Annotated in this window: 11 protein-coding genes; 9 read left to right on the top strand and 2 right to left on the bottom strand. The window is 36.9% G+C overall.

The genetic code is table 11. From position 1 onward, the window contains the following. Positions 1-99: 99 nt before the first annotated feature. Positions 100-2088: a T9SS type A sorting domain-containing protein gene (locus IPP32_09470; GenBank protein ID MBL0048308.1), complete on the bottom strand. Its 1989-nt coding sequence runs from the start codon at positions 2086-2088 to the stop codon at positions 100-102. A 267-nt stretch (positions 2089-2355) separates the two neighbouring features. Between IPP32_09470 and IPP32_09465 the strand changes: the two genes are divergently transcribed. The 9 genes from IPP32_09465 (at position 2356) to miaA (ending at position 13881) form a co-directional block, all read left to right on the top strand. Next, positions 2356-3684, top strand: a complete 1329-nt coding sequence (locus tag IPP32_09465; GenBank protein ID MBL0048307.1) for a PhoH family protein — start codon at positions 2356-2358, stop codon at positions 3682-3684. Between the two features lie 89 nt (positions 3685-3773). Beyond that, entirely contained in the window at positions 3774-4076 is a 303-nt protein-coding gene (locus IPP32_09460; GenBank protein ID MBL0048306.1) for a DUF4157 domain-containing protein, read from the top strand. Between the two features lie 84 nt (positions 4077-4160). Then, positions 4161-7001, top strand: a complete 2841-nt coding sequence (locus IPP32_09455) for a DUF4968 domain-containing protein (GenBank protein MBL0048305.1) — start codon at positions 4161-4163, stop codon at positions 6999-7001. Positions 7002-7010: 9 nt separating this feature from the next. Beyond that, a complete protein-coding gene (locus IPP32_09450) occupies positions 7011-8126 on the top strand; it encodes a glycosyltransferase family 4 protein (GenBank protein ID MBL0048304.1) in 1116 nt (371 codons plus the stop codon). Beyond that, positions 8126-8689, top strand: a complete 564-nt coding sequence (locus tag IPP32_09445; GenBank protein ID MBL0048303.1) for a threonylcarbamoyl-AMP synthase — start codon at positions 8126-8128, stop codon at positions 8687-8689. Before IPP32_09450 ends, IPP32_09445 begins: the two co-directional genes overlap by 1 nt. Positions 8690-8866: 177 nt before the next feature. Next, positions 8867-10603, top strand: coding sequence for a sulfatase-like hydrolase/transferase (locus IPP32_09440; protein ID MBL0048302.1), 1737 nt, complete (start codon positions 8867-8869; stop codon positions 10601-10603). A gap of 79 nt (positions 10604-10682) precedes the next feature. After that, positions 10683-12098: an HD domain-containing protein gene (locus IPP32_09435; protein MBL0048301.1), complete on the top strand. Its 1416-nt coding sequence runs from the start codon at positions 10683-10685 to the stop codon at positions 12096-12098. Between the two features lie 143 nt (positions 12099-12241). Beyond that, on the top strand, positions 12242-12967 hold the full coding sequence (locus IPP32_09430; protein MBL0048300.1) for a hypothetical protein: 726 nt from the start codon (positions 12242-12244) through the stop codon (positions 12965-12967). An 11-nt stretch (positions 12968-12978) separates the two neighbouring features. Next, positions 12979-13881, top strand: a complete 903-nt coding sequence (miaA, locus tag IPP32_09425) for a tRNA (adenosine(37)-N6)-dimethylallyltransferase MiaA (GenBank protein ID MBL0048299.1) — start codon at positions 12979-12981, stop codon at positions 13879-13881. Here the strand turns inward: miaA and IPP32_09420 are convergent. Continuing rightward, a complete protein-coding gene (locus IPP32_09420) occupies positions 13873-14643 on the bottom strand; it encodes a DUF1223 domain-containing protein (GenBank protein MBL0048298.1) in 771 nt (256 codons plus the stop codon). The genes miaA and IPP32_09420 overlap by 9 nt on opposite strands. Between the last annotated feature and the right edge of the window lie 74 nt (positions 14644-14717).

Raw genomic sequence — 14717 nt, 5'->3', positions numbered from 1 at the left:
CTTGGGGTTTATACTTTTTTCATTTGGTAAAATGCTTAATATGACTTACCTAAAGAAAAGCAAATTTTTTCACCATTTGTAACAGAATATTGCCGCTCCTTAATGAATAATTAACCTCCCACTTGAACTTCCGCTATTGCTTTTAGCCGAGTAGAAGTAAATTCCAGGAGCAAGTTTGATTTGAACTGGAAAATTAGTTTTGCCTTTGCTTATTGTTTCAAGTTGTTGAAACACAATTTTTCCTTGGGCATTTTTAACAATTAATTGTAATTCTTGAAATTTATCAGAATGAACTTCAAATTGGAAATCTCCAGAAGTAGGATTAGGATGGACTTTTGCTGAAAAAAATGCTGTATTGAATTCGGTTATCCCTACCGTGCTTTGAAGGACTCTAACAGTTTTAAAAGCTTCAATACTATCGCCCAAGTTATTATAACTTATGAGGCGAAATGCATAAAATCCGGGAACAAGTGTGTTGGTATTCCAATTGGACAGCAATCCTTGATGCACTTCACTTGGCACATTCAACACAATAGGACTCCACGCAGAATCACCCGCTGACTTGTAGTAAAGACTATAACTGTCGAAATTCATCCAGCCGCCGGCAGGTCCTTGATCAATCCACACTGAGCCATTCACAGGAATAGTAGAGTTGGTATAAGCCGTGTCGGGAGCATCAATAAAGGAAAGCCAAGTAACTCCATTGTTATAGGCAACAGGATTTTGAGCGAGTTTACTTTGAACACATACCATTAGTCCATTGCCAATTGCCATGGGCGGAAGAAATGGAAGCCATGAATATGCAAGTACAAATATTCCATTTTTTTCACTTCTAACAGTTGAATAAACATCCACATCATTCGCTAAAATAAAACTGGTATCTGTTGCCCAAAAATAGCCACCGCTTCCATCTAAAATAAACTGCGAAGAAAAAATAGAAGAACGTGATTGACATCCCACTTCGCCCAATTGACAAGCTGTAATATCCACATGCGATGAATCGAATGCATAAAAACTCCAAGTTTGCACGGTACAATTTATCAGATGTAAATTGCGATCGGTTACCGGCATCACATAATTTGAATAGGTGGAATTGTCGTAAACTCCGGTAACACTCACATTATCTCCCCGCATAAACCATGCGCCAATGGCTCTTACTTTGGAGTTACTCAGTGTTACATCACTTCCATTCACCGGCATGAGTGCCCACCAAACCGTACGCGATGAATCCACCTGTACACTGTAATCAATACCGTTAATACCCGGCAATGTGTTGTTGAAAAGATAGCTGCTAACCGTATCCCCGGAAGGGAAAGAAAAATTTATTAAGGCACTATCCGGAATTTGATGCCAAAGTAAAAGGGTGTCCACGTTTTTAAAAATGGAAGTAGATTTATCGTTTAAAATATACTCGCCTGCTATGTTGCAACCATCAATACTGATTGAAGGACTACCAAACATTCCGCATGTAGTAAAATCGTTTTGATGAATATTTTTGAATTCTGCTTTTCCACTATCCGCAAGAAATAAATTGTGCGAATAGCCACTGTAATTTAGCGAGCAGTTTTGCATGCGCGCATAGCCATGTTGCACAACCAGTAGAGAGCGTTCGTAAAAAAATTGTTGCGGAAAGATAAGCGTTGAAGAATCGGCGAAAAGCTTTCCATGCCCAAAAACATACACATCACCCACATTTGTTGCATTTGCATTTTTAAAAATAAGTACTCCGTCATTATAAACATAAATGGGGCCTGCATGTGTCCAGTTTCCTGTGATAATAAGGGTATCGTTGGGAACTTCGCCTACTGCAAGTGTATCAATAAGTGCTGTTTTAGAAAGTGCTGTTGTGCTAATAGGAGCAGCAGCAATACTTGATGGATAGGTATTTTTTAATTCAAATAGTTTTCGAAATGAAGTAGTTGGGGATGGGTTTGAAACGGGTTTGTTTTGCCTTTTTTCGGAACTTTGTTTTTGTGAAAACTGGAGTGCCCGGTTTATACGAGCTTGAGGAAATAAGGGTGCGACTTGAGCTGAGCTGCTAAAATGTTGCGCCAGTATCAGAAAGCAAAGGAGTACAATTTTTTTCATTTTTTGGAAGCAATTATTTTAATTGAAACTGATTTAGGATGCAGTAAAATTAAAATTCTGGCTTGAATTAAGAAATGATAAAAAAGGTAATGGTGAATAACTTTGTTTGTAAAATTGAAAGCACTCATAAATTCTAAATTTATTTTACCGTTAAGTTTGACATAGGTTAATGGTTCAATTTAATTGAAACGAATGGCAGTACAGAAGAAAAACCTTCGCAAACGTTCATTGACAGGCTGTTGACTGATAAACTAAAACGTAAATAAAATGGCAAAAAAAGAGAAAAAAATTTTTGTGTTAGACACCTCCGTGCTTTTGTTTGACCACAATGCCTTCTATAGTTTTAAGGAACATGACGTGGCGATTCCCATTACAGTATTAGAAGAAGTTGATCGATTTAAAAAGGGAAACGATGTTATTAATTTTGAAGCCCGTGAGTTTATCCGCAGCCTAGACGAATTGTCGAAAAAATATTTGTTGAATGATTGGATTCCAATAAATGGACCAACGCGTGGCAAGTTTAAAGTGCTTATGGATGAGCGCAATGAAATAGATGCCAATAAAATTTTTGGAGAAAAAAAAGCAGATCATAATATATTAAATGCAGCCCTGCATTTAAAAGTAGAATTTCCAAATCGAGAAGTAATTCTCGTTTCGAAAGACATTAATCTCCGCTTAAAAGCAAAGTCGTTGAAGCTTTTTGCCGAAGATTTTTTGACCGGTAAAATCAAAGACATTGACCTTTTATATAAAGGAAATACATTAATTGAAGATGTTCCTGTTGCTGCAATAAATGCCATCTATCAGCAAGGATATTGTAAGCCTAGCGCCATCAAATTAAAAAACCCCATTGCCAATCATTATTATACTTTAAAGTTTGGGGATACTTCGGCTTTAGCCTATTACAATCCTGAAACCGAATTGATTGAAAAAGTGAATAAGGAAGCAGCTTATGGAATTAAAGCACGCAATGTGGAGCAAACATTTGCCATGCATGCCATCATGAATCCAAATGTTTTGTTGGTTACCATTCAAGGCGTTGCAGGTACCGGAAAAACATTGCTGGCATTAGCGGGAGCAATGGCTCAGAAAATGAATTTTCATCAAATTTATTTGGCTCGACCAATTGTGCCATTAAGCAATAAAGATATTGGTTACCTTCCGGGGGATATTAAATCAAAGATTAATCCTTACATGGAACCGCTATGGGATAATTTGAAATTTATCCAAAGTCAATATAAAGAAACCGATAGGGAGTTTCAGAAAATTACGGAGATGGTGGATAAGGAAAAGCTACACATTACGCCATTGGCTTACATCAGAGGAAGAAGCTTGTCGAATATTTTTTTCATCATCGATGAGGCACAGAACTTAACACCACACGAAATCAAAACAATTATTACACGTGCAGGAGAGAATACAAAAATTGTTTTCACCGGGGATATTTTTCAAATTGATACGCCCTATTTGGATACACACAGTAATGGCTTATCCTATTTGATTGATAAAATGAGCAACAATAAATTGTATGCGCACATGACACTCGAGCGTGGTGAGCGAAGTGAATTGGCCAATTTGGCAAGTTCAATGCTCTAGTGAAAAGATAGTTGTAGTTTTTTACCTGATGTGGAACATTTTTTGTAATCACAACTGTCCATTAACTAAAATTACTACTCTGGCATATTATGGATTTCAAAATTAAGGAACAATCAAGGCGAGCTCATATTGCTGCGTGGTATTTGAAATCTGCAAACATGGCCATCGTTTTTGGTTCAACCATTTATTTGTGGAAGATTAAAAAGGAAGTTTTTCTGAAAGATAAAAGGCATCTCGCACATGAATGTTGCCATGTGAACCAATATCGACGCTATGGATTTTTTAGTTTCTTAGTTTTATATGTATGGGAATCCATACGAAAAGGCTATTATGAAAATCGATTTGAAGTTGAAGCCCGCAAAGCTGAGGAGATTGTGGATTTAACTGTTTAGTATCGATTTGGTGGCAATACACTTGTAGTCTTAAAACTTCCATAAATTTCTGTTATTTTCGCTGCTTCTAATTCTCAATATCCCATGCAGCTTAAAAAAATACTACTCTTTCTTGCTATTTCTGTTTGCGGAATAACTGAAATTAAAGCCTTGAGCTGTGTAACAATTTCGCCCCAAAATCCAAGCATAGCTGATACTATTACTATTCAATTCAATGCAGCTTGCGGCAATAAGGGACTACTTAATTTTAGCGGAGACGTTTATATGCATGCCGGTTTAATTACTGCTACCAGCGCGAGTCCAAACGATTGGAAGTATGCAGTTGGGAATTGGGGAGTAGTGGATAAGCCGGCAGTAATGCACAGGGTAGGAGTAAATTTGTATGAAAAGAAAATAGTTCTAAAAGATTATTTTGGTGTTCCCGCTTCAGAAGAAATAAAATCACTTGCATTAGTTTTTAGAGATGCAAGCGGTGATAAAGTGGCTAAAACAGCGGAGGAGAAAGATATTTTTGTTAAGGTGGATATAAAACCGCTCACAGTTAACCAAGTTTATTTATCGAATTATTTTTCACATGAAGTTAAAAATGGACGATTAATTATTAAGAGTGATACTGCAATAATAACTATTCAAGCCTATTCGAATTCCATTGTTAAAATAGCTTATTTTCCTAAAGGAAAGGAGTTGGTAGATACATCTTATAGTGTGGTTTTGTTGCCGCAAGAAGTGGCCAGTAAGGTAAATGATTTTACCGATTATCTTTCTTATAATACACCTTCACTAAGCGTTCGCATTACTAAAAAGCCGCTTCGCATAAGTTATTTTAAAGCGGAAGTAAGCCCAACTGAAAATTCATTTTTAACTGACGAAAATGGATTTTTTACTGAATCTACAACAAAAGGATTTCGATTTGCATTAAGGGAAAATGAATCGATTTACGGCACCGGTTCTCGTGCAACTGCCTTGAATAAAAGAGGACAAAAATTTTCATCTTACAATACCGCCAGTTATGGTTATAAGATTGGAGCACCTACATTGAATGTTAATATTCCAATTATTGTTTCCACAGAATTGTATGGAATTTATTTTGAAAATCACTCTGCTGGCTATTTCGACATAGGTGCCAGTGATAAAAATGTGCTTCAATATAAAGTGGAACAAGGAGCTATTTCCTATTACTTAATATCAGGAAATTCATTTGCAGAGATCATGAACGATTATACTTTGCTTACCGGTCGTCAGCCGCTTCCTCCCTTATGGGCATTGGGCTTTATCCAATCAAAATACGGCTACGAATCAGATAAGGAATCGCTTAAAATTGTAAAAAAACTGCAAAAGGAAAAATTTCCAATTGATGGATTGGTGCTGGATTTATTTTGGTTTGGTTCGCCCAAAACGATGGGGAATTTGGATTGGGACCGTAAAAAATTTAAACAGCCCGAACTACTAATTAGAAAATTGGATTCCATGGGTGTAAAGTTGATTCCTATCACAGAGCCCTTTATTGCCAAGACTTCCACAAGCTATGATTATTTGAACAAGAATAATTTGCTCACAAAAAATAGGTTTAATGAAAGTTATATACTTGAAAATTTTTGGGCGGGGCCTTCTGGTTTGCTTGATATGTACAAGCCGGAAGCAAGGAACTGGATGTGGAGTAAATATAAAAGCCAAATTGACAAAGGCATTGCCGGTTGGTGGTGCGATTTGGGTGAACCCGAAAGTCATCCCGATGGAATGATACATGTGCTTGGAAGTGCGCGCTATGTGCACAATGTGTATTCGCAATTTTGGGCAGCAATGCTATCTGAAAAATATGAACAGGAATATCCCGATAAACGCCTCTTTAACTTAATTCGATCTGGGTATGCAGGTATGCAGCGATTTAGCACCTTTCCCTGGAGCGGCGACATTCAGCGGAGTTATGATGGTTTGAAAACGCAAGTGCAAATTATGCTCGGCATGGGCATGAGCGGTGTGGGGTACACACATTCTGATTTGGGTGGATTTACAGGTGGCCCAAAGAATCCGGAATTGTACACACGATGGTTACAGTTTGGTGCTTTTTGCCCCATCATGCGTGCTCACGGCGAAGGAGTGCACCCTGAGCCTGTTTATTATGCTAGCCAATACAAGAACATAGTTCGTAATTACATTAACTTACGCTATAAGTTACTTCCGTATAATTACACGCTGAGCTATGAAAACACAAGTAGCGGAATTCCAATTGCTCGTCCTGTAAATTTTTACGAGCCTACTAACAAGGCACTTTCAAATGTTTGCGATGAATATTTTTGGGGACCCAATTTTTTAATTGCACCGGTTTTTGAAGCAAATGCAAGTACTCGAAAAGTTATTTTTCCTTCCGGAGATTGGATTAATTTTTGGAACGACAGCACTTACAAAGCACACACCACAACTACTGTGTATGCTCCCTTGGAAAGCATGCCAATTTTTGTAAAAGCCGGAAGCATTATCCCAATGGGGAGATTATTTAGTACAACCAAGAATTACAAATCCGATTCATTGTTTGTTTACATTTATCCGCAAGCCGGAAAGTGGAATTCCGATTTTAGTATGTATGAGGATGATGGAACTACCGCTAATGCAGTAGAACGCAATCAATTCGAAAAATTAAATTTTAGTGCAAGTGCCACAGCTGAACAATTAACATTAAAGCTAATTAAAAGCACTCAAACCTATGCAGCTGCTCCTTTGCAACGTTGCATCACTTATATTGTAAAACTTCAACATGCAACTCCACGAACTATAACTATGTCTTCAGGCGAAATTATTGAAGTAAGTAAAGATGGAATTTTTGCAAAATCAATGAATGCCGCAAGCTATAATCAGTCAGAAGAAGTACTTTATGTCCGATGCAACTACAGTGGTAATGCCGAAAGTGTTGTTACTATTGCCTATTAAATTTAAAAGATGAAAATTGCTTTCGATGCAAAACGTGCATTTTTGAATAAAAGTGGATTGGGAAATTATTCCCGTTCTAGCATTAAATCCTTAATTCAAAATTATTCAGAAGAATATTTTTTATATACACCACGCAGCTGTGAAGGCAGTTTCCTGGATTTTATTTCACACCAAAAGAATGTTCACATTATAGAACCACAATCTTTTTTGAACAAGCAAATACCATCACTGTGGCGCACTTTTGAAATTACAAATCAACTTAATTCTTTAGGCATTGAGGTATATCACGGATTAAGCAATGAACTTCCAAGAAATATTTCAAAATTTAAAGGAAAGAAAATTGTTACGGTGCACGATTTAATTTATTTGCGTTTTCCAGAACTGTATCCGGTTATTGACCGACAAGTGTATGACAATAAATGCAAGCGCTCTTGCATGAAAGCTGATGTGGTGATTGCTGTGAGTGAGCAAACTAAAAAGGATTTAATTGAATTTTATAGAATCCCGGAACAAAAAATTAAAGTGGTTTATCAAAGTTGTGCTGAAGTTTTTTATCAGGAACCAAGCATCACTGAGTTGAATCAAATTAAAGAAAAATACAAGTTGCCGGATGAATTTTTACTCTCAGTAGGTACGATAGAAGAACGAAAAAATGTAATTACCATTCTAAAAGCAATGCTGTTGGTGGAGCACATTAAATTGGTGATAGTGGGTAAAAAGCGCGCTTATTTTAAAGAAGTAAATGAATTCATTCTCAAAAATAAGTTAAGCGAACGCGTGTTTATTTTAGATACTGTTGAAACCAGCGAACTTCCTGCCATGTATCGCTTGGCAAAAATATTTATTTATCCTTCCTTGTTTGAAGGTTTTGGCATTCCTGTGTTGGAAGCAATAACCTGTAAAACTCCAATTATAGCCTCCGGTAGCAGTAGTTTACCGGAAGCAGGTGGAAGCAGTTCCCTTTACATTGATGCCACCAATCATTTTGAGTTAGCTGACTTAATTCGAAATTTACTTCAATCACCAACCCTTAGAACGAATGTTATAGAAAAGGGATATGAGCATTCTAAAAAATTTAGACCGGAAGCAATCGCCAAGGCCATGATGAAAATTTATACCGAATAATGGAAAACGAAATAAAAGCAGCAGTAGAAGCGTTGCGACAAGGAAAAATAATTCTTTATCCCACCGATACCATTTGGGGAATAGGTTGTGATGCCACCAATGAAAAGGCAGTTCAACGCATTTTCGAAATTAAAAATCGCCCTAGCGAAAAGAGTATGATTGTATTAATTGATCATGAATCAAAACTCAATAAATACGTAAAAGATGTGCCTGCTCTTGCTTGGGATTTAGTTGAATTTGCTGAAAAACCGCTGACCATTATTTACGATAAAGCTTGCAATTTAGCACCCAATTTAGTGAATGCTGATGGCACGGTAGCTATTCGTGTTACGAAAGATGAATTTTGTAAAAATGTTATCCATCGCTTTGGAAAAGCAATTGTATCTACTTCTGCTAATGTTAGTGGGGAAGAAGCACCACAAGGATTTTCGAACATCTCCAACACTATCAAAACAAAAGTTGACCACATTGTTAATTGGCGCCAATCAGAGCAAAAGCAGACGGCTCCCTCATCCATTATTAAATTAGGAAATAACGGAGATATTAAAATAATTAGAAAGTAGATTACACCTTGTATTAAAATCAAAAATTCCTTAGCAGGAAATAGTGTTCAAATTTATATGAAAGCTATATTATTTATAACGAGGTTGTTGTTGTTTTGGATGCTCTTTTTTATAATTCAGCAACTCTTGTTTTTTTGCCTTGATTTAAGTTCTTATAAAGGTACATCGATCGAGTTCATGCATTCTATTTGGATTGGCTTGCGCATGAATTTGGCAGGAAGTATTTACCTGCTCTCCATTCCGACTATAGCCTTAATTGCCTCACTTTGGGGGCTAAACGATAAATGGACAAACGCAATTGTAAAATGGGAAAGTTTTGTGATGCTTTTTATTTGCTGTTTATTGTGTTCTGTAGATATTGGAATTTACAAAGCTTGGGGAACAAAATTTAATGCTAAAGCGCTTGCTTATTTGGCTTATCCAAAAGAGGTATTGCCCTTACTATACGATCGCACAACGCTATTTTTATTTCCAATAATTCTACTTGAAATGGTGCTTTTTATTTGGGTGTGGAAAAAATTGGTTGGGAAGTATAGCAGGTCACAAAATGGCTGGCCGGTTAAAATAAGTGCATCGGTTATTTTGATTGTAGCCTTTATTATTGGTGCACGCGGTGGAACTCAAAAACTTCCGCTCAACCGGAATCAAATTTTTTTTAGCGAACATCAATTGTTGAATTATAGTGCTATGAATAGCCTTTGGAATTTAGGTGAATTGATTTCTCATCCCATTGAGCCCACAAAAAATCCCTACCCATTTTATTCGGAAAAACTTGCCTTGCAGTATTTGCAAGACTTCAATAAAGCTACTAAGGACAGCACGATCGAAATTTTCAAATCAAAAAGACCCAACATCGTTTTGGTTTTTTTGGAGAGTTGGACAGCCGATGTGGTGGAATGTGTAGGTGGTGAAAAAAATGTGGCGCCCAATTTTGGCAAACTGGCGAAAGAAGGTATGCTTTTTTCAAATTTTTATTCAAGCGGATACCGCACCGAACAAGGATTACTGGCCATGCTAAGCGGCTTTCCTGCCCAACCGCAAGGTTCAGTAATTTACTCCTGGGGTAAATTCGATAAATTGCCCAACCTTTATATCGATTTGAAAAAACAAGGTTATTACACTTCTTTTTATTATGGAGGACGTTTACAATTTGATAATGTGGAAGCCTATCTTAGAAGCGCTGGCGTGGAGCACATGGTAGGGGAAAATGATTTTGCGATAAAAAAGCGCACCGTATGGGGTGCCTACGACGAAGAGATTTTTGCCCTACATCTCAACGATTTAAAAGCAATGAAAGCGCCTTTTTTTAGTACCTTAGGAACAATTAGTACGCATGAATGGTGGGATTCAGATGTAACGCAAGTATTTAAAAATTCGGGTGGCGATGAATTAAACGATAAGTATAGAAATACGGTGCATTATTCCGATAGTTGCTTGTATGCCTACCTAAAATCAGCGCAGCAACAGCCTTGGTATGCGAATACAGTTTTTATTTTAGTTGCCGATCATGGTTGTCGTTTTCCTCTGCAACGAAACAATTATGAAGTAGGACGACACCATATTCCTATGCTCTTGATTGGTGGGGCTTTGAAAGAGGAATACCGCGGTACAATAAATAATCGCATTGCCTCGCACACCGATTTAGCTGCCACTTTATTTGGTCAATTATCACTCACTTCTTCGGATTATTTAAGAAGTAAAAATATTTTTAATCCTTACAGCCCTGAATTTGCGTATTACGCATTTGATAATGGTTTTGGACTAATCACAAAAGACAAAACAGTAATCTTCGATAACAATCAAAACAAGGATATGTTAAACCAAAAGGAAGACTCACTTAGTCTTCGACTAATTAAATATGGAAAGGCATTCCTCCAATGCACCAACAGTTTCGCGGTTGGCGCAAATAAGTAATTATTTATTTTTATTGTTAGCCCTACTAAAAATCACTTAATTTTCTTGCTTTAAAAACTAAATTTGCAAAAAATAAAAAGTGAAAGCCCACCTTACTCATCCGGTCTTTAAAATCATTTCCGACTGTTCCAAAGAAATGAATATTCATTCTTTTGTGATAGGTGGTTGGGTACGCGATTTGTTTTTAAAGCGACCGTGTAAAGATATTGACATAGTTGCGATTGGCTCCGGTATTGAGCTCGCCAAAAGAGTTTCAAAAAAATTGGGCAGTGAATTTCAGGTGAATGTGTTTAAGAATTTTGGCACTGCTCACATTAAGTATGAAGATTATGATATCGAATTTGTGGGAGCCCGCAAAGAATCTTATCGCAGTGAATCGCGCAAGCCAATTGTAGAGGATGGTTCCTTGGAAGATGATCAAAACCGAAGAGATTTTACAATTAATGCCTTGGCTATTTCTCTTTCAGAGAAGGATTACGGCAAATTAGTTGACCCTTTTGGGGGATTGGCTGATATGGAACAAATGCTTCTACGAACTCCACTTAATCCGGCCATTACCTATTCTGATGATCCTTTGCGGATGATGCGAGCCATACGCTTTGCCACACAGTTAAATTTTTCTATTCAAAAGGAATCATTTCAAGCCATTGTCGAAAATAAGGAACGTATACGGATTGTCTCCGCAGAGCGCATCACAGATGAACTCAATAAAATTATTTTATCGCCTAAGCCATCCATTGGGTTTAAATTGCTTTATGATTCGGGATTATTAAAAATAATATTCCCCTTAATGGCCAATTTGCAGGGGGTACAAACAATTGGAAACAAATCGCACAAAGATAATTTTTACCATACCTTGGAAGTGCTCGATAATGTATGTGAAACCTCCAATGATTTGTGGTTGCGCTGGGCGGCGATTTTGCACGATATTGCCAAGCCGCATACAAAACGTTTTGAAGAGGGGCATGGCTGGACTTTTCACGGACATGAAGACAAAGGCTCGCGCATGGTTCCTAAAATATTTGCTGACTTGAAACTTCCTTTGAACGAGAAAATGAAGTATGTTCAAAAGCTTGTACTGCTTCATTTACGCCCCATTGTGCTTGCAAAAAGTATTGTTACCGATTCGGCAGTACGTCGACTTTTGTTTGAGGCAGGCGACGACATTGATGATTTAATGAAGTTGTGCGATGCTGACATTACTTCCAAGAATCCGGTTAAAGTAAATCGTTACCGAGCTAATTATGAATTGGTGCGTCAAAAATTAAAAGAAGTAGAAGAGAAAGATCATTTGCGAAATTGGCAACCTCCCATTAGTGGGGAAGACATTATGAAAGCCTTTAATATATTGCCTTCCAAAGAAATTGGTATCATTAAAAATGCAATAAGAGAAGCGATATTGGACGGTGTAATTCGCAATGATGCAGTTGAGGCAAAAGCATTTATGTTTGAAAAAGGAAAGGAAATTGGATTAATAGCAGTAACAAATTGTTAACACAGATACTCAGCAATATAGGAATTTAATTGCATAAATAGCATTGATTTTAAAGCATTAATATTTGAGATTGCAGAATTAATATTCTAATTTCACGCTATAGAAATTGCGAAATTCACTTACACTTTTTAAGAGATAAGATCATGACCGTTTACAGATTCAGGGTTTCGTTCGAAGACCACAACGATATCTATCGTGATATTGAAATCCTTTCCAATCAAAGTTTTGAAGAATTACATGAAGCCATTCAACAAGCAATTGGTTTTGATGCAAGTAAAAATGCAACTTTTTTTCAAAGCAATGATTACTGGCGAAGAGAAAAAGAAGTTCCACTTCAGATAACTGTTGAAAATGCCGATAAGAAAGGGAAATCAAAAACTAAAAAAACGTATCTCTGCGATTATATTGATGATCCACATCAAAAATTAATTTACTATTTCGATTTTGATAAAATAGAAAATGCGGTGTGGACATTTACCGTTGAGCTCATTAAACTCAGCCCCGAAGATCACGCTTCATTTTATCCACGTACTGTAAAAACGCAGGGTGTAGCCATTCGCCAATACAAAGTACAAAAGTTCACACCTTCAGCTGATGATGACGAAGATGAGCGCCCAAAAACAAAATCAAAAAGAGCTGTGGTTGAAAAAATATTTGACGACGATGCTTTTTCGGATGCTTCTTTGGTAAAGGATGATGAGGATCTTGCGGACGGTTTTGGTGAAGAAGGCGAAGAAATTGCCATTGAAGAGGAGGACGATGCAGTATTGGACGATGGAGAAAAAACAGAGGGAGAAGATGAAGATGATATGCTCGAAGATAGTCCCGAAGATGAGTTTGAGCAACTCGATGAAAATATGGAAGAATAAAATCTTCCATTATGCAAGCAACTTTACTTGTAATTTGTGGCCCTACTGCAGTTGGTAAAACAGCCTTGTCTATTGCTCTTGCTAAACAGTTTACTACCGAAATTATTTCTGCCGATTCGCGCCAAGTTTATCGCGAAATGCAAATTGGCACAGCCCGCCCTTTCGATGCTGAATTAGAATCAGTTCCACATCATCTATTGGGACATATATCCATTCACCAAAAGTATACGGTAGCTGATTTTGCGATAGAAGCCAATGAGCTAATTAGTAAAATACATGCAAAGAATCCGCTCGCAATTCTTGTCGGTGGAAGTGGTCTCTATTTGGATGCCGTGTGTAATGGCTTAGATGATTTGCCTAATTCTGATGCATCTATTAAAGCTAACTTATTAAAAACGCTCGAATCAGAAGGGATCGAGAAGCTGCAAAAGCAGCTATTGGAACTTGATCCAGTATATTTTCATAGCATGGATATTAATAATCCGCATCGACTAATTCGAGCAATTGAAGTATGTTTAATTAGCGGAAAAAAATTCTCTGATTTACGCCTCGGTAAAAAAATGGAGCACCCTTTTCGAATCGTAAAAATTGGCTTGCAAATGGAAAGGAAAAAGTTATACGAAAAAATAAATTTGCGCGTGGAACACATGTTTGAGCAAGGCCTTCTGGAGGAAGTTAAAGGACTTCTTCCCTACAAAAATCTAAAGGCGTTGAAAACAGTTGGTTATTCTGAATTGTTCGACTTTTTAGATGCCAAAATTTCAATTGAGCAAGCCTTATTGCTGATTCAACAAAACACACGAAGGTACGCAAAGCGGCAAATGACTTGGTTTAGGCGGGATCAAGAAATTAATTGGTTTGAAGTTTTAGAAAATAATGCCGAATTAATTAATAAAGTAAAAGCATTATTGTAATTTAATTTTAACCTGTTCCACGCTGTAAATATCTCTTACTTCTTTATCCTGAACATAGGCAATCAACACATATTTGCTATTTAATTTTGGCAACTTATAATTCAATACTACCTTGTTTGTGTCTTTGGGAATTGCGATTGTTTCCATATATCGAACTGCGCTGTAATGAATTACTTTTTTTCCTTTGTTTTCACCGGATTTAACTGTAGCTGCCGGCAAGTCCTTTTCAACCAACACCAATTGCAATTGACAATTTGGTGGCAAATTTACAAGATTGCACATTACCGAAATTTTTGCACTATCTATTTTTTGCGCTTTTAATTCAGCAATATAATTTGGTTTGTTATGTAAAAAAGCATCTTCAACAGAACGTTTAATTAAACCTTCGTCGGAACCGGTAAATTCTGTGGTCCCATTCACAATAAGTTGGGGGGTGTATGATTTTTGAACGGGCAAATAGGAATTGTAAAAATCTTGATGCGCTTCAAATTTTTTGCTGGCATATTCATCTTTCCAACCCAAATTATCCCAATAAGCAACATGATAATTTAAATAGTAAATTTCGGCACCATCCTTTTCTGTGTTCTTTTCCATTTTACTTAATAATTCATCCGCGTCGGTACAAGAGGCACAACCTTCGGCAGTAAATAGCTCAAGTACCACAAAAGTTTTTTCCTTTTTTTTTGCAGTGTTAACCTGAGCTGTTAGGCTTGAAAAAAAACATACTGATAGAAGTGCAATAAGTGCATTTTTAAGATTCATAGTTGGTGAAATGTTAAGTTTTGTGATAATGATATTGAAGTGAGTGTGCGTACAAAAATAGAAGATACCTTTGT

This window comes from Bacteroidota bacterium, assembly GCA_016721765.1.
Classification (GTDB): Bacteria; Bacteroidota; Bacteroidia; order UBA4408; family UBA4408; genus UBA4408.
This window is presented reverse-complemented; position numbering and strand designations above follow the sequence as displayed.